This window comes from Hahella sp. CR1 (genome assembly GCF_029813005.1).
In the GTDB taxonomy this organism is placed as follows: domain Bacteria; phylum Pseudomonadota; class Gammaproteobacteria; order Pseudomonadales; family Oleiphilaceae; genus Hahella.
Genome location: NZ_JAPELK010000005.1, coordinates 172731 through 198832 on the forward strand (window position 1 = coordinate 172731; position 26102 = coordinate 198832).

A 26102-nucleotide genomic window follows, 5' to 3' on the forward strand; every position below is an offset into this window, starting at 1 on the left:
TTACGTTGAGAGAAACCTGTGATTTTTCGTGTCCCCCATATGATATTCATGAATCTCCAGTCCTTCGGCGCGATTACCGTGGTCTCGACATGGCGGCATGATTATTGCCGTTTCCCTGTTGCAGACAGGCGAGCGTAAGGCGACGCCTGCTAATCAACAAGGAGACCGAAAATGAGTGTCAGAGAAGAAGCATTTGTTCGCGATAGAACTGAAAACCCAGATTACACCAACCTGAAAAGAGATCTGGACGCTCTGCGTAAAGATATCGCCAAGCTGTCCGCCGGCGTCTACAACGACACCAAATCTCGCGCAGGAGAAGCCATTGACGCGGTCAGTGAAAAGTCCAACAAAGCGGTGCACGCGGCGGAAGAAAAGATCGGCGAACGTCCGTTTCTGAGTCTGCTGATGAGTTTTGTCTTGGGATTGGTGATGGCGAAGGTGCTGGATTCAAGAAAGCACTCCTGATGCGCCAAAGCGTCCCGCTCACGTTTAATGGGCGTAAAGAGGCCGCTGTGGCGGCCTTGTTTTTTCCGGCCCGGAGGAAATGACCATGAAAGAAGCAGTGCGATGGCTATTGTTCTATGTGCTGACGGCAATGGGAATATGGTTGTTGGCGCTGGCGTTGATTCTTGGCGGCCTGGCTCTACAGTTTAAGGCGTTGGTCATGGTGCTGCAGCCCATGCTGGGCGCGGCGGCGGCCTACTCCCTGACGGGGCTGGCCTGCTTTCTTTTACTGGCGACGCCATGCCTGTTGATGTGGATTGGCTTGCGCAGAAAAGCGCGACGGCCAGCCCCTGCGGCAAGCGTGGAAACCCATGACCCTTATGCCGGCGCCGCTGTTTTAGTCAAAAAATACCCACTGGAATCGGTGGCGATCGCCTTTGCCGCCGGTTTCTCCGCCAATGATCGGGAGCAGTTGCAGAGCCTGTTGGCGACCGTCGCCAAGAATGCTGAGGAAATTTGATGTTTCCTTGTGCAGACCTGGGTTGAGCGCGTTACAGTTATTATCAGGAGCGGTATGGTCGCTCCCGATATTTACTTTCTCAATTCATCGTCTTGCAGGGGGATAAACATGGACCTCCCGATCAAAAACCGCGTCTCCGCCGGCCGGATGCTGGCGCAAGCGCTTGATGCCTACCGTTCCCGCAACAATCTTCTTATTTTGGCTTTACCCAGAGGCGGCGTTCCGGTCGCCAATGAAATCGCTGTGGCGTTCTCGGCTCCGCTGGATCTGCTATTGGTGCGCAAACTCGGCGCGCCCCGATATCCAGAACTGGCTATGGGGGCAATCGCCAGCGGCGGCGCGATTGTTATGAATGAAGATGTTGTTAACGTTCATCAAATCAGTGAAGAGGAAATCGCCAGCGTCAGGAAGAGAGAAGAGAAGGAGCTGCGCCGACGAGAACAGACTTATCGCGGCGATAAGCCTGCGCCAGAGATTCGAGGCTGCTGTGTGATTGTGGTGGATGACGGAATGGCTACTGGCGCCACGATGAAAGCCGGCGTCGCTGCGTTACGACAAATGCAGCCGGAGGCGATTGTGGCGGCTATCCCTGTCGCGCCCAGTGAAACGGTAACGGAGTTACAGGGGATGGTTGATGAGGTGGTGTGTCTGGCGACGCCGGAGCCCTTTTACGCCATTGGCGGTTGTTACACGGACTTTGGCCAGACCTCAGATAACGAGGTTATTGAAATTTTAAAGGCGGCCTGGGCGCAAGAGTCGAAAAGCTCAGACGAGGAGCCTCATACTCTGGAGAAAACAGACTGGTCTGAATACTGTCGGCAATTCAGTCATGAGCATCATGGCTGGTTAGTCTCTTTTCGAGAAGAAACGCCTGCGCCTGTGGAGGCGCGGCGTCACGAAGAAATGAAGTTTCAGAACCTGCCTTTGGAGAGCCTGGATTATGACGCGCGAGACGATGTGTTTCAGCTCAGCGTGCTCGACACCGGCAAACCTCATGAAATCTCCATTTTTTGTCCCAAGCGTCTGGCTGAATCGCCTCATGGCGCCAGTAGCGCATCGCTGCAGATTGATACCGACGAAGGCGGCAGTATCCTGCTGGGCTTCAGCGAAACCTACGCGATCGCCAAAGCGCGGGCGTAGCGCCCTGGCGCGGCGGCTTTATATGACGCCGCTGCGCATCAGGATGAGCATCAGCGCCATCGCCGCTATGCCCAGATCTTCCGTTAACGTCACCGTGCTCAGGGGAACATCCAGTACGGGCGTCAGCGTTTGTCGCCGTTATCCGTCCAGCGGTTGCTGATACATCCCAGGGTTCTCAAGACAATCAATACGATAATGGTGAGTCCGACCGCCAGCACATACTGCTCCAGTGCGGCTGCGACGCCCAGCGCGCTGGCCATCAGCAATGTCGCTGCGGTAGTGAGTCCGGTGACGCCGTCTTCGCTACGGAAGATGGTGCCGGCGCCGAGAAAACTGATGCCCGTGGCGATGGCGACGATCACCCGGGTCGGATCGGCATTGATGGTGGAAGTGAGGTTGGCGTCGATAGACGACGTCAACAGGGTCGCCAAATCCGTAAACAGCGCTGCGGTGGCGGCCACCAGCATGTGGGTGCGAAACCCGGCGGGACGCTTTTTCATTTCCCGCTCAAAGCCGATGGCTCCACCCAGGACAAGGGCGATGCAGACATGCATCAGCACCCACAACTGCCCTTGATATTCGGTAATAAAGCTTTCCATATCTGGAATTAGAAGTTGTAGCCCATACCGACACTATAGACGAATACGCCGTCGCTGAAGCGGTTATCCGCCTCGTCCGCATCTTCAAACAAGAACTGGTATTCCACCTGACCGACCACAAAGGTGTTGTCCGCCACATAATATTTCAGGCCGGCTTCGGGGGCGGCGATGAAGCTCTCATCCACGGACTCGCCGTAAATGTAGCCGAGGTTGGCGCCCAGGTAAGGTCTCAGATTATCGCGGCCCAGATGGTAATCGTAAAAGACACGGGTGGAGCCGTTCCATACGCTCTCTTCTCCTTCGTTATCAGAGACGCTGACCGATTGGCGCACCCCTATTTCTGCGTCTGGAGAAAGATATTGCCCGTAAGCGCCGTCCATGGAGAAGATGTTGCTATCAAAGTCTTTATCGCTGGAGCCCGAGCCGGAAATCGAAAATTCCTGTGTTCCCACATCCGGGGCGGAGTAAGCGGCGACGGGGATGGCGATCAGGCTGATGGCGGTAATTAAGTGTTTCATGGCTACTTTTCCTTTTCGTTTTTAGTGACTCAATGAATGATGTTCATCGCCGCGCTAACAATTTTGCGCGGCTGCCTGATCCTAAAACGCAGAAACTGTGCCGATTTGCTGAAGCCCTTGGGACGCGTTGGATTAGAGAGAATTAAACGTTTCGCGAGGCGTGTGTGATGAGGGGGAATTGGGGTAATAATTCCAAGGATTTGTAAGGATTACATGGAGATAGAGCGGGCTTAAGGGGATTTATCGCACCAGGAAAACATGACCAGGAAAACGTGAAAGGCAAGGCTCATCGTTTCCTGGTATATGAGGCTTAAAAGAGAGATTAGCGCCGCTTTAACCTGAGCAAGAGCATAGGCAGAGCGCCGCCAACCCTATAAACGACGCTTACCAACGGAGTAAATGACAACCGATGTCCGCTAATTCATTCATCACTCAACTCCCCGGGCTCTCAAGCAGATAACGCCTGTAGAGCCATGCGCACTGCACCGGCGGCGAGCGTCAGAGCGACGACTCCCGCCAGGTAAAGCAGCACGGCATTGCGAGTCTGACGCCATTTGTTCATCAGTAGCCGTCCTGAGTAGTGGTTTTACCGCTGAACACCCGATAGTTGTAGATGTTGTAAGCGATGATCACTGGCAGGAACAGCACGATTCCCACCAGGGTGAACGTGGTGCTGCGCTCGGGAGCAATAGCCTCCCAGATAGTGAGCTGTCCGGGAATGATGTAAGGAAACATGCCGGCGGCTAATCCAATGAAGGAAAGCCCGAACAACGCCATGGCCAGACCCAGAGGCTTCAAATCATTGCCTTCGCCGCTGCGCAGGGTTTGCCACAGACGGAGACCTGCATAAGCGCTCAACAATGGCACGGGCGCCAGCAGAAGTCCCGTGGGCCAGGTCAACCAGCGTTGGAACACCTGAGGCTGGGCGAGCAGCATCCAGACGCTGACCAGCGCCAGAAAGAACATGACGGCGAACAGGCTGATGATGCCCAGGCGTCTGGCAGAGACTTGCAGGCGACCTGATGTCTTGCGCACCAGCCAGCAACTGCCGAGCAGGGCGTATCCGCAAACCAGGGCGATGGCGGTCATCAGCGAGAATGGCGTAAACCAGGCAATTTGCTCGGATGCATGAGGCGTGAGAGTGAATCCCTGCACCAGCGAGCCGAGAATAATGCCCTGGCTTAAAGTCGCCAACGTGGACCCGAAGCTGAAACTGAAGTCCCACCAGCCGCGACTGGTATGGGATTTAAAGTAAAACTCAAACGCCACGCCGCGAAAGATCAGCGCAATCAGCATCAGGATAATCGGCAGATACAGCTGCGACAGTACTGTTGCGTACGCCTTGGGAAAGCCTGCGAACAGCACTACGCCGCCGAAAACCAGCCAGGTTTGATTGCTGTCCCAGAGATGAGACAGGCTCTTCATGGCGATAGCGCGGTCTTCCGCTTTGTTTAGCCAGGGCGACAGGATGCCTACGCCCAGAGAAAAGCCATCCAGCAATACATACATCAGAACGCCGATGGCGATGAGTAACAGGTATATAAGCGCAATGTCCATGGCGATTCTCCTAGTGTGCGGGGTTTAGCGTAGTGGGCAGCTCATCATCCTGAGCGGCGCCGGCGACGTCAGCAGGACCCTGACGGATCAGCTTACGCATGAAGTACAGATAGACGCCGAACAACAGGGAGTACACTGCAACAAACAGAATCAGCGTAGACAAGACTTGCGAGGCCGGCAGCGGCGACGTCACATCCACTGTGCGCACCAGTCCCTGCACCAGCCAGGGCTGACGACCCACCTCTACGACATACCAGCCCGCCAGAGTCGCGATGACGCCCGCAGGAATCATCAGGCGGGAGAGGTTCAATAGCAGACGGTTGTCGAACAGACGACCTTTGCTGCGCGCCCACAAGCCCAATACTCCAAGCAGCAGCATCAGTCCACCCAGCGCCAGCATGATGCGGAAAGAGAAAAACACCACCGCCACGGGCGGCCGGTTTTCCGGCGCCACTTGGTCCAGTCCGGCGATTTCGCCGTTGATGTCATGAGTCAGAATCAGACTGGCGGCCTTGGGAATGACAATCTCGAAATCGTTCTTGGCTTCTTTCTGATTGGGCAGCGCGAACAAGCGAAATCCCGCGCCCTGTTCGGTTTCCCATACGGCTTCCATCGCCGCGACTTTCACGGGCTGGTGTTCATGCACATTGAGGCCGTGCATGTCGCCCGCCAGGATCTGCAACGGCGCCAGAACCAGGATCGCCCACATGGCGATGGAAAAACCGCTTTTGGCGAACTCGGTATGCTGCTTCCGCAACAGGTAAATAGCGTTGACGCCGGCGAACAACAGCGATGCGGACAGGAAACTGGCCAGCAGCATATGAGTCAGGCGATAGGGGAATGAGGGATTGAAAATCACCGCCCACCAATCCGTCGGATGAAATACGCCGTCAACAATTTCATAACCCGCCGGGGTATGGAGCCAGGAGTTGGCCGCCAGAATCCAGAACGCGGAAATCATGGTGCCGACGCAGACCACACAGGTCGCGATGAAATGCACTTTCGGGGAAACTTTTTTCCAGCCGAACAGCATGATGCCGAGGAAGCCCGCTTCCAGAAAGAACGCGGTGAGCACTTCATAGGTCAGCAGGGGGCTCAGTACCGGTCCGACGATTTCTGAGAAACGGCTGAAATTGGTTCCGAATTCATAGGACAGTACGACGCCGGAGACGACGCCCATACCAAACGTAATGGCGAAGGGCTTCTGCCAGAAACGGGCCTGTTGCAGGTAAACCTGACGGCCTGTTTTAAGCCAGAGCCCCTCCATCAGGGCCAGATACAGCGACAGCCCGATGGTGATAGTGGGAAAAATGATGTGATAACTAATTGTGAATGCGAACTGGATGCGTGACAGTAACGCGGGATCAGGCATTTTGCTCTCCTCCCTCGAATTGCAGGCGTGCGGTTCTGAGCGCGGTTTTGCGGGAGCGTCGATTGCGCTGCAGCACTGGGGCGAGAGTCATGCCACAAGCCAACAGGATGACAGCGGATACGGAAAGCAGATCGATTAACCAGGCGCTCATACGAATACTCCTATCTCTTATTACTTCAAACGTTCTATGACTTCACAACTTTGACTTCGCCGCGTCGGCTGAGGTGATCGCTTGTCACCCTGAAGGCGGCTGGGTACGAAATTCGCTATGCAGTAATAAGAGCAACATGCGCGCCAATCACAAAACGCGCTGAGACGCCTTGATATGCGGCAATTTTTTCCTAATTTAGGGTTCTGGGTGTAAACTTCGTTTACTGTTTTTGGGGAGGCTGGCGTAAACAAAGTTTACGCTTGGGGACATGAATACGATTCAGCTTTTTTCCGTTTCCATGTGGACCACGGTGCTGTCCGCCGGGGGCGTTTCACTATGGTTATGGTCGCGCCGGCGGCAAGAGCCTGCGTTAAGGGCATTGTCCGGGTTTTGTCTGTCGATGGCAATCTGGTGTTTTGGCCATATTCTGGTGCTGGACGATCATCAGGGGATAGGAACGCTGATCCTGTTGGGCAACCCATTGATGCCTACCGCTTTCCTACACTTCGTTCTGTTGTGGCTGGGGGAGCCGCTGGAGCTGCCGCAACAATTGCGAAGGCTGGCTCCATTGTTCTACTTCACCGCCGTTGCGGTTGTGCTGGCCAGTTGGTTGACAGGGGGCGGTTATATTTCTCCCTGGATGCAGTTCGACGGATTTTTTCATCTGGCCTTCACGGGGTGGCTGAATCTTGCGTATACCGTAGCGATTGGCGTAATCGGGCACTTGCTGCTGTTAATGGCGTTTCAGCGCAGCAAGGGCAACTTGAGACGTTCCATTACCGCCATGTTCATTACCGGCGGCTGGGGGTTCGCCCTTTCCACCAGCTTTATCTTTCCCTCGCTGGATATCAACCTGTTCCCCTACGCCATGCTGGCCCTGCCCAGCTACGCCGTGCTGGTGGTATACAGCGTGGTGCGTTATCGCCTGGTGGAGGTGAACCGTTGGGTGAATCAGGCGGTGATCTGGCTGGCCTTGCTCGCCACCAGTATGCTGGCCATGTCGTTGATCTTGGCGCTACTGGCGCCGTTGGGGCTGGCTGAGCTGGCGCAGGCGCCGTTGAGTCAGCTGGTGGTGTACTCCGGCATTTTGCTGGCATTCGCCTGGCTGGCGTATGGGCCCGCCAAAGAATTCGCCGATCGTCTGGTGTATCCGGGCGCGGTGCTGGATAAGTCCACGCTGGACCAGTGGGTTACCCGTCTTAATGCTGTGAGAGGATGGGGGGAGTTGCGTCAGACTGCCGAACAGCTCTGGCTGAAAAAGAGCGGAGTGACCGCCAGCGTGAATATTGACGGTCGCTTCGACTCCCCGTCAGGCCCGGTGTTTGTGTGCGAAAAGCGCGATCAGTGGGATTGTCGTTTGCAAGGCTGGGAGGACATTGCTCCATCGCACCAGCGTCTGGCGGAATTTATGGCGAAACTGTTGCCGTCCGCCTGCGCTACGCTGGAGCGTTCGCTGTTGCTGGCGGAGGCGGAGCGCAAACGCCTGGAGCAGCAGCATCTGGTGGAGCTGGGCGGCCTGACGGCGGCAATCGCCCATGAGCTTCGCAATCCGCTTAATATCATCACCATGGCGGCGGCGCAGACCGACCCACGTATCCGCGAGCATATTTCCAAACAGGTGGAGCGGGCGGAGCTCTTGATCAAGGACGTGCTTACCTACGCCGGACAGATTCGCCTGGACCTCAAGCCAACCAATTTATGCGCGTTAACGGCCGCCACAGTGGCGCAGATGCGGCAGTTGCATGAGGTGGAAATAGAGCTGGAGACCCCTGACGAAGTCTGGTTGTCCGTTGACCCACAACGTCTGCAGCAAGTGTTGATAAACCTGCTGGATAACGCCGCCGCCTTTGTCAGGCAGACGCCCCAAGGCAAAATTTTAGTGGCGCTTGCACAGGATGAGCGTGGGGCTCTGATTGCGATTCACAACAATGGGCCGGCGGTGCCTGACGCGATGAAGCCGCGCCTGTTTCAGGCCTTTGTCAGCAAGCGAGCTGGCGGTAGCGGTCTGGGACTGGCGATCGTCCGGCGTATTGTCGACGCCCATGGCGGCGATGTCTGGCATAGCGATGAGGAGGGATGGCCGGTGAGTTTCATGATCCATCTTCCCCTTGAACATGATGAGAAGGAAACAGCATGAGCGCAGCGAAAATTTTGATAGTGGATGACGAAAGCGCATTTTGCGAGCTGTGCGCATTATGGCTTGAGCAAGCGGGATACGAGGTCAGCAGTTGCGGCGACGCAGAGTCCGCGCGGCGTCTGTTCAACGAGCAGGATTTTGATCTGGTGTTGCAGGATCTGGCGTTGCCGCCGACTTTTTTGCCGGAAGAGGGACTGCAACTGATCGCCCTGTACGCGGATACCCCGGTGGTGGTGTTGACCGGGCATGATGAAAAGGAGCTGGCGATTAAAGCGATGCAGGCGGGCGCCTGGGACTTTATCGGTAAGCCTGTCGACCCGGATATGCTGCGGGTGGTGGTGCAACGGGCTATTGAGCGACGACGTCTGGCGAAGGAAGTGGAGCGTCTGCGGCGGGTGGTGGGGCGTCCGACGGAGTCCGATGATTTGGGTCTGATTGGCGCCAGCGCCAGCATGGATTCTCTGCGCGAGTTGATCCGGCGTATTGCGCCTACTGACGTGCCAGTCTTGATCCAGGGGCCCAGCGGCACAGGTAAAGAGGTGATCGCTCAAGCGCTGCACCGTCTCAGTCAGCGCGCGGCGGAAGCTTTTATTTCCGTTCACTGCGGCGCGATTCCAGGTGAACTGTTGGAAAGTGAGCTGTTCGGTTATAAAAAAGGCGCGTTCACCGGCGCGGATAAAGACCGTAAAGGACTGTTGTTCCTGGCGGATAAAGGCACTCTGTTTCTCGACGAAATAGGGGAGATGCCTCTGCCCATGCAGGTGAAGCTGCTGCGGGTGCTGCAGGAGGGATGTTATTACCCGGTTGGCAGTCGGGAAGTGGAGCATATTGATGTGCGTCTGGTCAGCGCCACAAACCGAAACCTGCCCAAAGCGGTTCAGGAAGGCGGCTTCCGTGACGATCTGTACTATCGTATCAAGGGCCTCACGCTGATGACGCCGCCATTGCAGGAACGACGCTCGGATATTCCGCTGCTGGTGCGACACTTTCTGCAGGGAATGGCGCGTAAGAGCGGGCGCGAATTACAAGTGGATGGAGAAACCATGCGCTGGTTCTGCGCGCAGCCCTGGCCTGGCGCCGTTCGGGAACTGAAGAACACTTTGGAAAGCGCCGCTGCTATCTGCATGGGAGACGTGTTGAGCATGCAAGAGGTCAACCTGATCAGCGGAACCGCCTCCGCTCCGGTCGCGCAGATAAAAGGCGACACGCTGGATGAACAAGTCAGCTCACTGGAGATCCACCTTATCCAACAGGCCCTGAGCGAACAACAAGGCAATAAAACCCGGGCCGCCGCACAACTAGGTCTTACAAGACAGGGGTTGCTGAAGAAAATGGCGCGATATGGGGTGGGGGGCTGAAAAAAGAGCCGGCAGTCAAACTGCGACGCCGGCGAGAGTGGAATAAACTTTTGTTGCAGGACTTGTTGGAAATCCCGCTTCCGCCTGGATAAGTGGAAGCGGGGACCACAAGATTAGTCGGTGACTTCCTTCCATTTCAGGCACGAGACCTGATGGTCTGCGCCGGTATGCTCAAGCACCGGGATCTTCTCCGCGCAGCGGCTTTCTGCGTAGTTGCAGCGCGTGCGGAAGACGCAGCCGCTGGGCGGATTGATCGGCGAAGGCAGGTCGCCCTTCAAAACGATCTGTTCTTTCTGACGCTCGATATCCGGGTCCGGAATCGGCACCGCGGAAATCAGGGCCTTGGTGTAAGGGTGCTTGGGCTCCCGATAGATGGAGTCTTTGTCCGCAAGCTCCATCACCTTGCCCAGATACAGCACCATCACCCGATGGCTCACGTGGCGAACCACCGACAGGTCGTGGCTGATAAACAGCAGCGACATGCCGAATTCTTTTTGCAGTTCCGTCAGCAGGTTAATGATCTGCGCCTGGATGGAGACGTCCAGCGCCGAAACCGGCTCGTCGCAGACAATCAGCTTGGGTTGCAGAATCATCGCCCGCGCAATGCCGATACGCTGACACTGGCCGCCGGAAAACTCGTGCGGATAGCGGTTGATCATCTGCGGCAGCAGACCTACTTTGTCCATCATGGCTTTGACTTTTTCGCGACGCTGCTGCTTGCTGAGTTCTGGGTAGAACGTCATCAGCGGCTCAGCGATGATATCGCCGATAGTGCGGCGCGGGTTAAGGCTGGCCAGCGGGTCCTGAAAGATAATCTGCATGGACTTGCGGTGGGGGCGCATGGTTTTGCTGTCCAGTCCCGCGATGTCCTGTCCCAGCCAGACGACTTTGCCGTCTGTGGGCGAAATTAACTGCAATACGGCCCGCCCCAGCGTGGACTTGCCGCAGCCGGATTCGCCCACGATGCCCAGTGTTTCCCCTTCGCGCACATCAAAGGAGACGCCATCGACGGCTTTTACAAAGCGGTCGTTTTTCTTGAAAAAGCCATCACTGCCGAGAGGGAAGTGTACTTTTAAATTGTTGACGGTCAGTATCGTTTTGCCGCTAGAGACTGCATTGGCTTCTGCGTTTGCTTGAATAGAGGATAGCTGTGTCATGAAAACGTCTCCAGAAGGCAGGCGCTTAAGCGATTCTCGCCGACTTTACGCAACGGCGGATGATCCAGCTTGCAGCGATCTTGGGCATACGGACAACGTGGGTGGAAAGAACACCCTTTGGGTAGGTTCTGCAGGTTAGGTGGCTGTCCGGGTATTGCTTGTAAAGACGTATGTCCAGAGCCGTCCAGCCGCGGCATGGAGGCCAGTAATCCCATGGTGTAGGGGTGTTTGGGGCTATAGAAGATTTCCCGAACGGTTCCAGATTCCACAATCCGACCGCCGTACATTACCAATACGCGATCACACAAGCCTGCTACGACGCCCAGGTCATGGGTGATCATAACAATGGCTGTGTTCATTTCACGTTTGAGGTCGTTCATTAATTTTAGAATCTGGGCTTGGATAGTAACGTCCAACGCCGTTGTGGGTTCGTCAGCGATCAATAGGTCCGGCTGACACAGCAGGGCCATGGCGATCATCACTCGCTGGCGCATGCCGCCGGAGAACTCATGGGGATACATATCGAAGCGTTTGGCCGGCTCAGGAATACCCACTTTGCTGAGCATCTCAATGCACCGCTCTCGGGCTTCCTGCATAGAAACGCCGGTGTGTTCGACCAGCACCTCCGTTAACTGCTTGGATACTTTCAAGAAAGGATTCAGGGATGTCATTGGGTCCTGAAATATCAATGACATATCGCTACCGCGGACCTCATTGAGCCTTTCTTTGGACATTAAGAGAAGTTCTTGTCCTTTGAAGCGGACGCTTCCAGAGGTTTTGCCGTTATCCGCCAATAGCCCCATGATTGACATGAACACCTGGGTTTTGCCGGAGCCAGACTCTCCCACTATTCCCAGGCTTTCCCCGGGAAACAATTGAAAGCTAACGTCATTGACCGCGTTCACCTGACCGTCGGGGGTGCTGAACTTGGTTGAGAGATAGCTTACGTCCAATAAGGGATGCATGTTTAAAATCTCCGTCGTTATCTGTCTTTCGGGTCGAGTGCGTCACGCAGCCCGTCGCCGATGAAATTGAAGCAAAACAGGGTGGTGGCCAGGAAAATAGCCGGGTAAACCAGCATCCAGGGAGCTACTTCCATGAGCTTGGCGCCTTCGGAAATCAGCACGCCCCAGCTGGTCAGCGGCTCCTGCACCCCTAAGCCCAGGAACGACAGGAAACTCTCGGTCAGAATGACCTGGGGCACTGTCAGAGTGACGTAAACGATCACCGGGCCCAGAACATTCGGAATGATATGACGGAAGATAATTTTCAGGTTGCTGACGCCGCCTGCATGCGCCGCTTCCACGTATTCCTTGCGCTTGATGGACAGCGTCTGACCGCGCACGATACGCGCCATGGTCAGCCACTCCACTGCCCCCAGGGCGACGAAGATGAGGAATATGTTGCGGCCGAACACCACCATTAACAGGATGACGAAAAACATGAACGGCAGGGAGTACATGATGTCGACGAAGCGCATCATAAAGTTGTCCACCTTGCCGCCGAAGTAGCCGGAAATAGCGCCATAGGTGACGCCGATAATCAGACTCACGCCGGTGGCGAGAATGCCCACCATCAAAGACACGCGAGCGCCGTAGAGAACGCGGATAAACAGGTCGCGTCCGCTGCTGTCGGTGCCGAACCAGTGCGCATTGGCGTAGTCGGGGCCGACTTGGATGCGGTCCCAATAGATTTCGTCGAGCGGATGCGGGCTTAGATAGGGGGCAAAAATAGCCATCAGCGCGATGATGGACAGTATCACCATAGATACCACCGCCGCCTTGTTCTGAAACAAACGGCGTCTGGCGTCCTGCCACAAACTGCGCCCTTCAATGGAGTTTTCCGCGTCGGGCATCATGGCGGCGAGCTTACTTTTTTGACTGAACATTGCTTGATCCTGGGATTGATTCATCTGCGCCTCCCATTAGTCGTGAAGACTGACTTTCGGGTCGAGCAGGCCGTACAGCATGTCGACAATGAGGTTCAGAACGATAATGAGTACGCCGTAGAAAATGACGGTTCCCATTACCAGGGGATAGTCCCGGTTAAGGGCGCCTTGGATGAAGTAACGACCGACGCCGGGAATATCGAAAATCGTTTCGATAACGACAGAACCGGTGATGACGGCGGCGGTGGCGGGACCAAGGTAAGAAACGACGGGCAACATAGCGCCTTTCAGAGCATGGCGCAGCAGCACCAGGCGCTCGCGCAGACCTTTGGCGCGGGCGGTGCGAATATAGTTGGAATGCAGGACTTCAATCATGCTGCCGCGGGTCAGTCGCGCAATATAAGCGATCTGCGGCAGCGCCAGGGCGAGCACTGGCAGAATTTTGTATTGGAACGAGCCGTCCCCCCAGCCCGCCACCGGCAGCCAGGATAGATATACGCCGAAAATCAGGGTAAGCACTGGCGCCATGACGAAGTTGGGGATGGCGATGCCTGTCATAGCCATGGTCATGACGGAATAGTCCGTCGGGCTGTTCTTGCGTAAGGCGGCCACAGCGCCAAGTAAGGTGCCGAATATAACTGCGAGGACAATAGCCATTCCGCCCACTTGAAAGCTGGCGGGAAAGCCGTTCATCAACAGGTCGGTGACGCTGAAGTCGCGGAATTTGTATGACGGCCCGAAATCACCCACCAGGATCTTGCCGAGGTAGATGAAGTATTGCTCCACCAAGGGTTTGTCCATGTCGTAGGCTTTCATAATGTTCGCTTCGATTTCCGGAGGCAGCGAACGTTCTTTATCCCAGGGACCGCCGGGTGCGATCCGCATCATGAAAAAAGCGATAGTAATAACGATGAGCAGGGTTGGAATAGACGCCAACACCCGCCGAATGAAATAGTTCAACATAACGGTTACGCAGAATAGGCTGAGCGGAGGCCGCCCATAAGGGCGCCTCCGCGAAAAGGTTTAGCGATTACTTCTCGATACTTAACCAGCGAGTGCGGTGCGTATCGTTGATAGCGTCTTTCCAGCCTTTGATTTTGGTGGAGACCAGATTCTTGGACACGTAGTAGTAGATAGGAATGATAGGAGCGTCTTCCATGGCGATCGCTTCCGCTTTGCCCATGATCTGCGCGCGTTTCTTCAGGTCAGACTCAAGGTAAGCGTCTTCCATCAGCTTATCGTACTCAGGATTGTCGTAGTTACCGTAGTTCAACGACTTGGAGGTGCTCTCCAGCAGGAACAGGAAGTTCTGCGGATCGTTGTAGTCAGCCACCCAGCCAGCGCGAGCGACTTCGAAGTTGCCTTGCTTCAGTTCAGCATAGTGAACTTTAACTTCGCTGTTGAACAGTTCAGTTTCAACGCCGATCTTCTTCCACATTTGCGCAACAGCGATAGCGATACGCTTGTGGTTGTCGTCAGTGTTGTAGCGCAATTGCACTTTCAAATGCTTGTCGTCGCCGTAACCCGCTTCTTTCATCAGCTCTTTGGCTTTAGTGATGCGGTCCGCCATCGGCATGCTTTTCCAGGTGACGTAAGAAGGTTCTTTGTAGTTGCTGGTGCCAGGGGGAACCATGCTGTAAGCAGGCAGCTCGCCGGTTTTCAGCACTTTGTCCATGATGATTTCACGGTCGATAGCCATGGACAGGGCCTGACGAATGCGCTTGTCAGTGAACGGCGCGCGCTTGGTGTTGATCGGATAGTAGTAAGTGCCGAGGTAAGGCGCGATCTTGGTCTCCTCAGGCATGTTTTGACGCAGCCAGTCGATCTGACCGGAAGGGAATTTGTAGATGCAGTCGATCTCGCCAGCGCGCATACGCTTGATCAGCGCCGCTGCGTCTTCCTGTGGATAGAAAATGACGTTGTCGATTTTGACGTTCGCCGCGTCCCAGAACAGTTCGTTCTTGGTCACTTTGACGTGGGTGTTAGGCAGCCATTCCACCAGCTTGTAGGGGCCGTTGGTGGCGATATGTTCTTTCTTGGTCCAGTCCTTACCGTACTTCTCAACGATATGCTTGGGCACTGGGAAAGCGGTGTAGTGGGTCAGCATGCTGATCAGGAAAGGCGCAGGTCCTTTCAGCGTGATTTCCAGGGTTTTGTCGTCCAGCGCATGTACGCCCAGGTCTTCAGGCTTGGCTTTGCCGGTGTTCAGCTCTTCGCCGTTTTTGATGATATACAGCAGTGAAGCGTATTCCGCCGCCGTTTCCGGCAACAGGATGCGGCGCATGGCGTATTCGAAATCCTGTGCGGTAACAGGTTGGCCATCGCTCCATTTGTGGTCGCGGATTTTAAATGTGTAAACCAGTCCGTCGTCGCTAACGGTCCAGCTCTCTGCGGCGCCGGGGATGGCGTTGCCTTCAGGGTCTTCGGTCGTCAGGCCCATAAAAAGATCCCCAGCGATGCGGTTCTCCCAGTCACCGCTGAGGAAATGAGGGTCCAGTGACGCCGGCTCACCCTGGTTGCCGATTCTTAGTGTTGTGTCAGCTTGGGCGATGGGCGCTCCCAGCAGAGAAAGTGTCAGCGTTAAGGCGGAAAATATTTTCCCTGTGCGAGATTTAAAACTCATAAAATCCTCTCGTCTTAATGTTGATGTCCTCAATGGTTTTATTGTTTTTTCCATAGCGGACTGGTTACGAGGCTGACCCGTTTTCAGAGCGCACGAGGCCTCTGTGATGGTACAGCATCAGTTTTAAGTTATTGTTAATTACGCATCATGCCAGTCATTGGACAACGAGTGTGGAGAGAGGCGCTAACTTGGTCAATCGAAATGCCGTATACCTATATGTACTTTTTGTATATCTACGTATTGATGTGGGGCGCCGACCATGCTGGGCGTATCAAAACGGGGCGAAAGGGGGTATATGGCCATAACGCTTAATTTAAGTTCCCGTTAAGGCGATAGTGTCCGGGGCGCCGACTACTGTTTTTTGTCCCCGGCGCAATTTACACTTTGCGCGATTTTTTAAGACGAAGATGACGCTCAGGCGCACTTTTTATGGCGATTCCCGGTAGAGAAATATTTCGCACCTATGACGAATTCGGGTGCATTCAGGTGTTTGACGACGGCCAGAAGCGCTATCTGGGATTCGGCTCAAACGATGAACAAAGCTGTCTGCTGAAGGACAACCCCTCTTTGCTGGCGCATGGCTACACCCGCGCCATGTTGTTGTGTCTATTGCTGCATGAGCCGAGACGCGCGGTCATGTTGGGCTTGGGCGGCGGCAGTCTGATCAATTGTCTGTATCATCGACTTCCTGACCTGCAGTTGCAGGCGGTGGAGCTGCGGGCGGAAGTGACGAGGGTGGCGCAGCGCTTTTTCCAGTTGCCGCGGGACGAACGGGTGCAGGTAACCATTGCTGACTTTGCAACCTATTTAGAGACGGCTCCGGCGCATTCAGCAGACCTGCTTCTGTGCGACGTATTTACCGGAGAGGGATTGGACGGTCGTCTGCTGCAACCGGACTTTCTTGAGCAGAGCGACCGCCTGTTGAGCGACGATGGCTGGCTGGTGATGAATTGCTGGGTGGATCATCGCCTGGAAAAAGTCATGCTGGCGGAGTTGGGGCGGCGCTTTCGCAGTGTCTATCTATGCGCCACCCAGGAAGGCAACTGGATTATCCTGGCGGGCAAGCCCGCTGTGGAGTTCACCGAAAAACAGCTGACCGCCGCGGCGAAAAAGCTGTCGCCGCAGCTGGGCTTCTCCCTGGCGCCCTTCATCAAACGTATGACCCGGTATCAGGCCTAGGGAACCTCTGAAAAACGTTGGCGAGGCCGCCAGTGCAAGGAAAAAGTCGCTGAAAAAGCGCAGTTTATCGTGAATAAATGAGCATTTTGAGACGACTTTTGACGCAGCAATGGCAACGCAGGTAGTTTTTCAGAGGTTCCCTTGGGCCTGTTGGCGCTCCGGACGCTGATTATCGCCGGGCGTTTCTCTCCAGCAAGGCGCAGACATGATCAACATCGTTCTGCGTGGTGCGCCAGTTGCTGAAGGCGGCTCGAATGGCGCTGCGTCCCCGCCATTGGCCCGGCGTCATAAAGACTTCCCAGGTGGCGTTGAGGCGCTGCAGGAAAGGGGAGACCTCTGCGTCATCTATTCCTTGAGGACGAAACACCACCACATTGAGTTTGGCCGGCTTGAGCAATTCGTAGTCAGGTGACTGTTCCAGCCATTGAGCCAGGCGTTCAGCCTGCGAACAATTGTCTTCAACTATCTGACGGATACCTGCCTTGCCGTAAGCTAACAGGCTGATCCACAAGGGCAGAGCGCGAAAACGACGCGAGTTCTCGATTCCCAGATTCATGAACGACGGCGTGACGCTGTTTACCGCCAGATAAGGCGCGGGCACTTCCAGGCAGGTCTGTAACACTGACATATGACGACAGAAGAAGATGCCGCAATCATAAGGCGTATTCAGCCATTTGTGCGCATCGGAGGTGATGGAGTCAGCGCGCTCCAGCCCCCTGGTCCATTCGCGACGATCTTCCAGCAAGCGGGAGAACAAGCCGAAAGCGCCGTCCACATGCAGCCAGGCCCCATGTTGCTCACACAGGTCGGCGATGGCTTCAAGGTCGTCAAAATCCGTACCTGTCACCGTTCCGGCGCTGGCGAGTACGATTTTCCCCGCACAGTCGCTGTTCTCCAGAGCAATACGCAAGGCGTCCACATCCATAGCTTCACTGTCGGCGAGCCGCGCTACCTGAACCAGGCGCTTGCGCCCCAATCCGGCGATCGCCATGCCTTTTAGCGCGCTGGCGTGAGGCGTGGCGGAGAACACTTCCACTACAACGCCGGATAACCCGTCAGCAGCGATATCCACGCCTTGTCTTTGGCCTGCGAACTGACGACCGCAGAGAATCCCCAATAGATTGGATGCGGTGGCGCCGGTGGTCAGGCAACCGGAAAAACTGTCCGGTAGATCGCAAAGGTCGAGCAGCCACTCAATGGTCTGTACCTCCAGGGCTGAGGCGATGGAGTCTCCCGGGGTGGACAGGTTCTGATCCACCGCTGCTGCGATCCAGTCTCCCAGCAGCGCGGCTGGAGTCACTCCACCGGTAACGAAGCCCCAATATCTGGGGCCTATGGCGGCGGCGAGATGGGGGCTGATCTCCTTGATGAAGCGCGCCACGGCCGCCTCCGCGCCCTCACCAAGCTCCGGCGCCGCTAATGCGGGGGGAGTGATGTCGGCGGTCATGGCTGCAGGACGATCGTCGACGGAACGGATGAAGTCCAGACACCATTGGCGAACGTCAGTGGTCAATCTGTCCAGATCGTGAAAATCGTTGTGTAGCTGCGACATGGCGGCGCTCCTGAATAAGATTGCTGAATATGCATTGCATTATCGGAGCAGGAGTGAAAGCATAACAGTAACAATTCACACCCATAAAAAGAGTACAATTTGCCTGCGTTATATCAGACCCTGGCGGAAAGCCTGATGCAAGATATCCATAGCGGTCGTCTGCAACCCGGAGAGCGCCTGCCCTCGGTGCGGCGCTTCAGCCGTCAGCGTGAGGTCAGCCTGACAACGGCGCTGCAGTGCTACCGCCAGTTGGAGGCGGAGGGTTTCGTGCAGGCGCGACCTCAATCTGGTTTTTACGTCAGGCATAAAGAAAAGCCTCCTGCGGGACCGGAGCTACCGGTATTCACCGGGCGCGCTGCGCGGGTCGCCAACATTGGGGCGATCGAAGAAGTGCAGGCTGTTTCCAGCCGTCGGGATTTTGCGCCTTTCGGGGTTTCCCTGTTAGCGCCTTCGCTGGTTCCTTCCGACTTGCTGCAGCGCAGCCTGATCCGCGCTTCCCGGCGCTTGGGCGAGCGTTTGTTCCATTATGGCCCCGCGCAAGGCGACGTAGGGTTGCGGGAGGCGCTGGCGCGGCATTTCAAAGACGATGGCATGGCGTTCTCGCCGGATGATCTGATGATCTGCAATGGCGGCATGGATGCGGTGAGTTTGGGGTTACAGTTGTGTACGCAACCTGGAGAAACGGTGGCGGTGTTGACCCCCTGTTTCAGTGGACTGTTGCAGGTGATAGAAAGCCTCGGACGCAAGGTGCTGGAGATTCCGTTGCATTACCGGGGCATATACCCGGAGCGTTTGCGTGCAGCGATGGCGCGGCCGGATGTGAAGGCCTGCCTGTTGAGCGCCAATAACCATAACCCGCTTGGGTTTACGCTGTCGGCGCAGGAAAAAAAGGACATCGCCGCCTGGGCGGCGGCGCACCAATGCCCGGTGATTGAAGATGATATCTTCGGTGAGTGCGGCTATGGCCGCCAGCGACCGCTGCCCATTAAATCCTGGGATGACGAGGGCTGGGTGTTTTGGTGCGGCTCCGTATCGAAAACGCTGACGCCGGCATATCGCCTGGGTTGGTGCGCGCCGGGTAAATGGCGACAGGCTGCGTTGCAGCACCGCCGGGCGCTCACGATCAGTATCAACCTGCCTTTGCAGGCGGCCTTGGCGGACTTCATGCACTGCGGAGAATATCGCAGCCACTTGCGCAAGTTGCGCCTGAGTCTGGCGCAACAGGTGGACGCCATGAGCCGGGCCATATTGCAGTCTTTTCCTGCCGGCTCCACCGTCACGGAACCGGAAGGCGGGTATGTGCTATGGGTCACCCTGCCGCCGCAATGCGATGGCTGGCGAGTGTTTCAACAGGCGGCGCAGGAAGGTCTGAGTATTTCTCCGGGGACGGTTTTTTCCATTACAGAACGCTATCGTCACTGCATCCGATTGAACGCGGGCTGGCCGTTTGATGAAAAGATGCAGGCGGCGGTGCGCAGGCTGGGGGAAATCTGCCGGGAGGCAGTGAGGTAGCGCCTATTTTTTCTGAATGAAGTCGCCCATGCGGGACTTTTCAAACAGCGACTCCAGGCGTCCGCTTGCGCGCATCTTCTTCAAGCCGCGATTGAACGCCTCGATTAACTCATTGGCGTCGGGAGTGCGACGGGACATCAAAAGATAGTGCTTCTCCTCGGACAACGGCTTCAAATGGCTGGTGACCATGCGGTCGACGCCGGGGGCGAATTCGCTGGATAAGATAAAGTAACCCACTTCGACATCTTCCGGCACCACATCCACCCGGTGTTTGAACATCATTTTGAAGCTGCTGACGATGTCGCTGGCGTAGTCGTGGGCAATTTCCTCATTGCGCACCATGTCCATGAATTTGTCGTTGTAGTTGTAACCCAGGGTCAGTCCGAAACGGTATTTTTTCAGGTCGCTGAAATCTTTCCAGTCAAACTCGGCGTTGCGCAGATGAAAAAATACATACTGGGTGCTGGAGATCGGGTCGCTATAGATGAAGTATTGGGTGCGTTCTTCGCGATAGGCCCACAGGATGGAGCCGTCCCACTCGCCGTCCTGTGCGCTTTGCAGGGCGCGTTTCCAAGGCAGGAAGGTGAATTTGACTTCATAACCTTCGCTGGCGAAGGCCTCTTTGACGATCAGCGATACGACGCCATCGTACTTGAGTTCCTGAGAGACATAGGGCGGCCATTCGCCATTGGTGAGGCGGACGACGCGTTTGGCGTCGGCGGCGTGAGCGAAGGATATCAGGCTCAAAGCCCACCCAAGAAGCAAGAAGCGCCAGAGACAGGTATTCATGGTTAGACGGCCGCGCAAGTGAAAAACATATCCTGCGAAAGACTTTGAGTCCTTCCCGTTATGTCATCATGACAATCCGCTAATAGATTAAGTGTATGCGAATTGTCCCAGTTCGCAAACGCAAGCACGGAACGCCATGGCGGGCAGCGACCGAGACTATACTCAATAAAGCGTCGCCCGGTGCGGCTCAATTGCTATCTAAGGAACCCTGATGAGGCGCCTGACGGAAAGACTATTATTTACCCTTGCTCTTATCGCCATGATTGACGGCGCGATGGCGAAAGAAAAGATTTTGCTGGTGACCCAGGATTTTCCTCCATTGCAGGTGATGACGGGGCATGGCGAGTACACTGGCTTCGTGATCGACTTTATGAAGGAAGTGATGGCGGATGTCGCCAAAGAAAACGACATTGAGAGCAGCATTATGTTCGCGCCCTGGAAGCGGGCGATGCTGTTGGCGGAGAGTCAGCCGAACGTCATCTTCTTTTCCCTGTCGCGCACCCCTGAGCGTGAGACCAAATTCCACTGGTTGGGCTGGGTGGCGCCTTACGACGTCTATCTCTATAAACTCAGCTCCCGGGAAGACATTCAAGCGAAGGGATGGGAGGATATCCTTGGCAAGGGCTACAGCATCAGCGTACAAAGCGGCAGTAACTTTGAAGAGCTGCTGAAACGCAAGGGCATTGGTTTCCCGCCGGACAATACGATGGTGGAGACGGTGGTGCATAACTCGCAGAACATCATGCGCGAGTATCGCGGCTTTACAGATCTCATGATGCAGGTCGAAGTCAGCTTTCCGATTCGTCTGAAAGAGGTGAATCTCAACCCGTCCAACTTCGAGAAACTGTTCAGAATCGAAGAACTGTCTGGACGCTTGTGGGCGGTGGTGAGTCCGAAAACGTCTGACGCCGTCAAACAGGCGTTGCAGAAAAGCTTTGACCGTTTGAAAGCGGCGGGACGGGATAAAGAACTGATGCGCCGCTATTTCGTGGAGCCGCCGGCGGACGCGCTATTGGAAGTGGAAAGAACCGTGGAGGGCGGCTCCGCTTGGCCAGGGTGAGACGGCAGTCAGAATGAGCCGGTCAGGATATGCGGACGCTGGCGACCACGCCCTCGCAGCGCAGAGAGCCCAGAGTGGAGCTGGAGGTGTAGATAAAGAAGCTGCCGCCATCCACATCAATCGCCGCCACTTCTATTGAGAACTGTTCGGACATGCGGTTCGCCTCGCTCAGCGCGTCATTCCCAGACTTCAGAAACACGGTAGCGCCGCTTTCAAGGCCTGCAATGTCGCCTTCCAGCGGCGCAGGATCATCGCAACCTGAATTGACGGCGATGTGGAACTGAGCGTCACACCCGCCTAACCAGGGCGATACGCATAGAGTCGCCAAAGCGACCCAGCTTATAAGTTTGTACATGAGCGGCCTCTATCCCATGGACTTCATCCGAGTATACGCCTTTGTGGCGGATGACGTCAGGACCTGGCTGCGCGCTGGCGGCTTTCCCAAATGGATAAGGTGTCCAGCAGGGTGCGGGCGCAGGCGGCGGGGTTGGCCTGGAGCAGAAAGTGAGGGCCCTGGATGCGCACCAGACGGTTGTCTGGGAAATGCTGTTGGATTTCCAGCGCTTTGCCTGGCGACACTAAATAATCGTCGGTGGCTTGCAGGTAGATAGAGGGCGAAGAGACCGGCTCGCGACGCCAGTGCAGGTGTTGCAGCGTCTCCAGGCGCGCCTTGAGCGTCGCCGTCGGTATAGAACGCACTGCGGCAGTGAAATGTTGCAGGAAGTCATCGCCGACATCCGGGCCCAGCAACAGGCGTCGTTGCGTCCAACTGGAAAAAGGCAGACGCATCATTCCTTGCAGCGGCAGCCGTCGACCGACGCATACTGCCCAAGGACTGGGGATCGATAAAAACGTGGCGACGAAGATGACGCCTTGCAGGCCCGGGACGCCATCCGCCGCCAACAGCGCGCCGATGGGGCCGGAGAAAGACTCCGCCAGCAGATAGAAGTCGTCGTCAGGAAGCTGTTCGCGAACGTAAGCGGCCAGCGAGTCATAGTCCTGGGCGCCGGTCTGCGGCAGCGGAATAATCTGCGTCTCAATCTGAGGGATACACTCCAGAAATGGCGCAAACAAATCCCCGGTCCCGTCCATGCCTGGCAACATCACTAATTTGGGTTGTGACTTCATTGCTGATGCGCATCCTTGCTGGCGGCCATTATTTCGTCCTGCAGCTTTTCCAGATCGTCCAGAATGCGGATGAACTTGCGCCCGAATGGGGTGATTTCATATTCCACACGCGGCGGAATTTCCGGGTAGGCGATGCGTTTGATAATGCCGAAGCTCTGGTTTTTGCGCAGGCAGTCGTTAAGCACTTTGGTCGTCAGGCCATCCACCCGACGCACCATTTCACCGGGGCGGTTGACGCCGTTCGCCAGCAGACCGAAGACGGTCAGCGACCATTTGCAGCCATAAATGGTTTCCACCATACGGGCGCTTTCCAATGGGGGCGTTTTCAAGGGGACGGTATCTTCGGACATAGACTCGAAACCATAAACGGACGACGATGGCGTCAGGGCTGCAACGACCCCAGATAATAAACAAAAAGACCCGCAAACCTAAATAAGATTTCCGGGTTTTCCGTCATAGGAAGGGATTATTCCGCCACTGCGTCAGCCTGTAGCGATTCCCCTGATTCGCTAAACAAACCACGCACCACCTGCCAGCCCATGGCGAAAGCGCCGACGATAAAGATGACGTCGCCGAAAGTGCGCGCCCAGCGTAGAGTTTCCATGATGTCCTGTTGCATGAAAAGCTCGCTGCGCGCGTACCACAGACCCTGGCTGGCGCTGGCGTAGAATTGCAGCAGCCCGATTGGGGCCAGGCTGACGACCACCATCAACGCCAATCCCGCGTTCAGCCACCAGAAGCCGGTTTTCATCAAACGATCGCTAAAGACCATATGGGGACGGATATAACGCAGCACCAACAGAGTGAAGCCCAGGGCCAGGAAGCCGTAGACGCCAAACAGCGCCGAGTGGGCGTGTACGGGCGTGGTGTTCAACCCCTGGATGTAATACAGCGAAATTGGCGGGTTGATCAGGAAACCGAACACGCCTGCTCCCAGCATGTTCCAGAAAGCGACGGCGACAAAGCACAGTAGCGGCCATTTCAGGTTTTCCATCCATGGGGCTCGCGCTTTTAAACGCCAGTTCTCCCAGGCTTCGTAGCCCAGCACAATCAAGGGAACCACTTCCAGCGCGCTGAAGGTGGCGCCGACAGCCATCACGGGCGTCGTGGTGCCGGCGAAGTAAAGGTGGTGAAACGTTCCGGGAACGCCCCCGAGCATAAACAGTGAGGCCGAAGCCAGGCTGGCGGTGGTCGCCATGGGCCGCGACACCAGTCCCATAGTGGAGAAAATAAACGCCAGCGCGGTTGTAGCGAATACTTCGAAGAAGCCTTCCACCCATAAGTGCACCACCCACCAGCGCCAGTATTCCATGATGGAAAGATGTGTGCGTTCGCCATAGAAAAAGGCGGAGCCGTAAAACAGACCAATAGCGATCACGGACGCGGTCAACAACGCTAACAGGTTTTTATCGCCGGGACGTCGCAGGCCATTGACGATGCCCCGCAGCATCAATACCAGCCAGAACGCAACGCCGAGGAATTTACCGATCTGCCAGAGCCGTCCCAGATCCACATATTCATACCCTTGATGGCCGAGCCAGAAATTCAGCTCTGGCGGCATAATCTGTGCGATGGCCAGCCAGTTGCCGACAAAGGAACCGACCACCACCACGACTAGCGCCCAGAACAGGATGTCGACGCCCAGCTTCTGATATTTGGGGTCTTTGCCGCCGTTAATAATGGGCGCCAGAAACAAGCCTGCGGCAAGAAAGCCGGTGGCGATCCAGAACAGCGCGCTCTGAATATGCCAGGTGCGCACCAGCGAATAGGGAAACCACTGGGAGACATCAAGACCGTAAAAATGCTGGCCTTCAACGGTGTAGTGGGCGGTGAAGCCGCCGACCAGCACTTGAAAGGCGAACAGGGCGACAATCAGGAACAGGTATTTGCCCAGCGCCAGTTGAGAAGGCGTCAGCGCGAAACGGGTCAGTGGATCTGATTGCGGCGCCACGGGCTCCGCTTCATCATGTTTATGCAGGAACGCCCAGCCCCAAATCAGCAGGCCGACGCCGGCGATCAGCAGGGCGACGCTGACAATGGACCACATGATGTTTTCAGCGGTGGGGCGGTTGTCTATCAAGGGCTCATGGGGCCAGTTGTTGGTGTAGGTGACGTCGCTGTCAGGCCTTTGCGTGGCGGCGGCCCAGGCGGTCCAGAAGAAAAAGGCGGCGAGTCTTTCTCTGCGTTGGGCGTCGGGCAGGGTATTTTCCTTCATGGCGTAACTTTCGCGAGTTCCCTGTAACTCCACTGCGTCGCTGAACAGACGGCTGTAGTAATCTGAGATATCCGCCATGGCCTGAGCGCGTCGAGGGCTCACTGTCGCCGCTCCACTGTCTGTGTTGTAGGTGTTGGTGCGGTATTCGTTTTTCAGGCGATGGCGCAGGATGTTTTGCCGTTCGTCATCCAGGTCCGTGTAAGTGGAGCCATAGACCTCCTGCGCCGCCAGCTCCAGCCAGCGCACCAGTTCGCGATGAAGCCAGTCTGCAGTCCAGTCCGGCGCCTGATAGGCGCCGTGCCCCCAGATTGAACCCAGTTGCATGCCGCCAACGGACTGCCAGGCGGTTTGCCCATCGAGGATATTTTCCTGGGTAAAAATGGTCTCTCCCGTAGTGGTGACATAACGCTCCGGAATCGGCGGCGCCTGCCGGTAAACCTCGCGGCCAAAGAAACCAAGCAAGCAGAAGGTGACGCCCAATACGGCGATGAGCAGCCACCAGAGTTTACGATAGTCAGACATGGGCGTTCTCCACGGCGTCGGCGAACAATATGTTGTTTTCCAGATGGATGTGCTGCATCAGGTCGTCGCGCAGTTGGGCGAGACCGGCGTATAGCGCGCGCCAAGTGTTGCAGGCGCCTTTGGGTGGCGTGATGTTGTTGGTCAACGCCTCTAGATGCGCCAGTGCGTCGCCGTGCTGATCATGCTCCATGCGCATGACGGAAATAGGGCCTTGCGCCTGCATGCCGCTCATTCCCGCCAGCAATATCGGAAATAAAATGTTCTCCTCTTTCATCATGTGGCTTTCCAGCTCCTGGAGCATTTCCGTCAGGTGCTGGGCGAGTCCATTGGGACATTCCTCTCGTTCTCCATGAACATGCTCCACGCGGCGAGCGAGGTGTATCAGCTCCGGAAGCTGCTCGCGATGGCGGGCGTGGTAGCGGGTGAGGATATGGTCGATCAGTTCAGGACGGCCGGCCTGGCTCCAAGTGTCCGCAGGCTCTTCCTGCAGGGCGTTGAGCCGCTGCAGCACAAGGTCCGGCTCTATTTCTTTTTCAGCCAGCGCATCACGTAACTTCTTCGCGCCTCCGCAACAAAAATCCAGTTGGTATTCACGAAAGAGGCGGGTGGAGCCGGGGAGGTTGCGAGCGATCCAGCCGACGGGGCGATCCAGTAAGGTCATGGCGGGTTTCCTTTGCTAGT

25 protein-coding genes are annotated in these 26102 nt (G+C 56.1%); 8 read left to right on the forward strand and 17 right to left on the reverse strand.

The window, feature by feature from the left end; translation table 11 throughout:
• Positions 1-171 precede the first annotated feature (171 nt).
• The 3 genes from ONV78_RS13970 (at position 172) to ONV78_RS13980 (ending at position 2104) form a co-directional block, all read left to right on the forward strand.
• On the forward strand, positions 172-465 hold the full coding sequence (locus ONV78_RS13970; protein WP_279503907.1) for a hypothetical protein: 294 nt from the start codon (positions 172-174) through the stop codon (positions 463-465).
• Positions 466-550: 85 nt separating this feature from the next.
• Complete coding sequence (locus tag ONV78_RS13975) at positions 551-964, forward strand: hypothetical protein (protein ID WP_279503908.1); 414 nt, start codon at positions 551-553, stop codon at positions 962-964.
• Between the two features lie 108 nt (positions 965-1072).
• Positions 1073-2104 (forward strand): phosphoribosyltransferase family protein, encoded by a 1032-nt coding sequence (locus ONV78_RS13980; RefSeq protein ID WP_279503910.1) that lies wholly within the window; start codon positions 1073-1075, stop codon positions 2102-2104.
• A 122-nt stretch (positions 2105-2226) separates the two neighbouring features.
• Here the strand turns inward: ONV78_RS13980 and ONV78_RS13985 are convergent, their stop codons facing one another.
• From ONV78_RS13985 to ONV78_RS14005, 5 genes are all read right to left on the reverse strand, one after another.
• Positions 2227-2703: an MgtC/SapB family protein gene (locus tag ONV78_RS13985; RefSeq protein WP_216738803.1), complete on the reverse strand. Its 477-nt coding sequence runs from the start codon at positions 2701-2703 to the stop codon at positions 2227-2229.
• An 8-nt stretch (positions 2704-2711) separates the two neighbouring features.
• Positions 2712-3221 (reverse strand): hypothetical protein, encoded by a 510-nt coding sequence (locus tag ONV78_RS13990; protein ID WP_216738802.1) that lies wholly within the window; start codon positions 3219-3221, stop codon positions 2712-2714.
• Positions 3222-3782: 561 nt separating this feature from the next.
• Positions 3783-4778 carry a cytochrome d ubiquinol oxidase subunit II gene (locus ONV78_RS13995; protein WP_279503912.1) on the reverse strand — a complete coding sequence of 332 codons (996 nt, stop codon included), beginning with the start codon at positions 4776-4778 and terminating at the stop codon, positions 3783-3785.
• Between the two features lie 10 nt (positions 4779-4788).
• Complete coding sequence (locus ONV78_RS14000) at positions 4789-6150, reverse strand: cytochrome ubiquinol oxidase subunit I (protein WP_279503913.1); 1362 nt, start codon at positions 6148-6150, stop codon at positions 4789-4791.
• Entirely contained in the window at positions 6143-6301 is a 159-nt protein-coding gene (locus tag ONV78_RS14005) for a hypothetical protein (protein WP_164887189.1), read from the reverse strand. The genes ONV78_RS14000 and ONV78_RS14005 overlap by 8 nt, the downstream gene beginning before the upstream one ends.
• Positions 6302-6569: 268 nt before the next feature.
• On the opposite strand from ONV78_RS14005, the gene ONV78_RS14010 reads away from it, so the two are divergent.
• Positions 6570-8438, forward strand: coding sequence for an ATP-binding protein (locus ONV78_RS14010; protein ID WP_279503915.1), 1869 nt, complete (start codon positions 6570-6572; stop codon positions 8436-8438).
• Positions 8435-9796 (forward strand): sigma-54 dependent transcriptional regulator, encoded by a 1362-nt coding sequence (locus ONV78_RS14015; protein WP_279503917.1) that lies wholly within the window; start codon positions 8435-8437, stop codon positions 9794-9796. The genes ONV78_RS14010 and ONV78_RS14015 overlap by 4 nt, the downstream gene beginning before the upstream one ends.
• Before the next feature lie 113 nt (positions 9797-9909).
• Here the strand turns inward: ONV78_RS14015 and ONV78_RS14020 are convergent, their stop codons facing one another.
• From ONV78_RS14020 to ONV78_RS14040, 5 genes are all read right to left on the reverse strand, one after another.
• Positions 9910-10953 carry a dipeptide ABC transporter ATP-binding protein gene (locus tag ONV78_RS14020; protein WP_279503918.1) on the reverse strand — a complete coding sequence of 348 codons (1044 nt, stop codon included), beginning with the start codon at positions 10951-10953 and terminating at the stop codon, positions 9910-9912.
• Positions 10950-11918 carry an oligopeptide/dipeptide ABC transporter ATP-binding protein gene (locus tag ONV78_RS14025; RefSeq protein ID WP_279503919.1) on the reverse strand — a complete coding sequence of 323 codons (969 nt, stop codon included), beginning with the start codon at positions 11916-11918 and terminating at the stop codon, positions 10950-10952. The genes ONV78_RS14020 and ONV78_RS14025 overlap by 4 nt, the downstream gene beginning before the upstream one ends.
• Before the next feature lie 17 nt (positions 11919-11935).
• Complete coding sequence (gene oppC / locus ONV78_RS14030; RefSeq protein WP_279503920.1) at positions 11936-12841, reverse strand: oligopeptide ABC transporter permease OppC; 906 nt, start codon at positions 12839-12841, stop codon at positions 11936-11938.
• A gap of 36 nt (positions 12842-12877) precedes the next feature.
• On the reverse strand, positions 12878-13804 hold the full coding sequence (oppB, locus tag ONV78_RS14035) for an oligopeptide ABC transporter permease OppB (RefSeq protein WP_279503921.1): 927 nt from the start codon (positions 13802-13804) through the stop codon (positions 12878-12880).
• A gap of 67 nt (positions 13805-13871) precedes the next feature.
• Positions 13872-15464: a peptide ABC transporter substrate-binding protein gene (locus ONV78_RS14040; RefSeq protein WP_279503923.1), complete on the reverse strand. Its 1593-nt coding sequence runs from the start codon at positions 15462-15464 to the stop codon at positions 13872-13874.
• Positions 15465-15893: 429 nt separating this feature from the next.
• Between ONV78_RS14040 and ONV78_RS14045 the strand changes: the two genes are divergently transcribed.
• The gene (locus ONV78_RS14045) at positions 15894-16643 is read left to right on the forward strand and encodes a spermidine synthase (RefSeq protein WP_279503924.1); all 750 of its coding nucleotides are present in this window, start codon (positions 15894-15896) and stop codon (positions 16641-16643) included.
• Positions 16644-16812: 169 nt separating this feature from the next.
• Here ONV78_RS14045 and ONV78_RS14050 read toward each other — a convergent pair whose 3' ends face one another.
• Positions 16813-18195, reverse strand: a complete 1383-nt coding sequence (locus ONV78_RS14050; RefSeq protein WP_279503926.1) for an aminotransferase class V-fold PLP-dependent enzyme — start codon at positions 18193-18195, stop codon at positions 16813-16815.
• Between the two features lie 99 nt (positions 18196-18294).
• On the opposite strand from ONV78_RS14050, the gene ONV78_RS14055 reads away from it, so the two are divergent.
• Complete coding sequence (locus tag ONV78_RS14055) at positions 18295-19707, forward strand: PLP-dependent aminotransferase family protein (RefSeq protein ID WP_279503928.1); 1413 nt, start codon at positions 18295-18297, stop codon at positions 19705-19707.
• Positions 19708-19710: 3 nt separating this feature from the next.
• On the opposite strand, the gene ONV78_RS14060 is transcribed toward ONV78_RS14055, so the two are convergent.
• Positions 19711-20496, reverse strand: coding sequence for a transporter substrate-binding domain-containing protein (locus ONV78_RS14060; RefSeq protein WP_279503929.1), 786 nt, complete (start codon positions 20494-20496; stop codon positions 19711-19713).
• Between the two features lie 211 nt (positions 20497-20707).
• Here ONV78_RS14060 and ONV78_RS14065 point away from each other — a divergent pair, with 211 nt between their 5' ends.
• A complete protein-coding gene (locus tag ONV78_RS14065; protein ID WP_216738787.1) occupies positions 20708-21556 on the forward strand; it encodes a transporter substrate-binding domain-containing protein in 849 nt (282 codons plus the stop codon).
• Positions 21557-21578: 22 nt separating this feature from the next.
• On the opposite strand, the gene ONV78_RS14070 is transcribed toward ONV78_RS14065, so the two are convergent.
• The 5 genes from ONV78_RS14070 to ytfE form a co-directional block, all read right to left on the reverse strand.
• Positions 21579-21911 (reverse strand): hypothetical protein, encoded by a 333-nt coding sequence (locus ONV78_RS14070; protein WP_279503932.1) that lies wholly within the window; start codon positions 21909-21911, stop codon positions 21579-21581.
• 56 nt (positions 21912-21967) lie between these two features.
• Positions 21968-22684: an alpha/beta hydrolase gene (locus tag ONV78_RS14075; RefSeq protein WP_279503934.1), complete on the reverse strand. Its 717-nt coding sequence runs from the start codon at positions 22682-22684 to the stop codon at positions 21968-21970.
• Positions 22681-23034 (reverse strand): helix-turn-helix domain-containing protein, encoded by a 354-nt coding sequence (locus tag ONV78_RS14080; RefSeq protein ID WP_279503936.1) that lies wholly within the window; start codon positions 23032-23034, stop codon positions 22681-22683. Before ONV78_RS14080 ends, ONV78_RS14075 begins: the two co-directional genes overlap by 4 nt.
• Before the next feature lie 116 nt (positions 23035-23150).
• Complete coding sequence (locus ONV78_RS14085) at positions 23151-25421, reverse strand: nitric-oxide reductase large subunit (protein WP_279503938.1); 2271 nt, start codon at positions 25419-25421, stop codon at positions 23151-23153.
• Positions 25414-26082: an iron-sulfur cluster repair protein YtfE gene (gene ytfE / locus ONV78_RS14090; protein ID WP_216738782.1), complete on the reverse strand. Its 669-nt coding sequence runs from the start codon at positions 26080-26082 to the stop codon at positions 25414-25416. Before ytfE ends, ONV78_RS14085 begins: the two co-directional genes overlap by 8 nt.
• Positions 26083-26102: the final 20 nt, after the last annotated feature.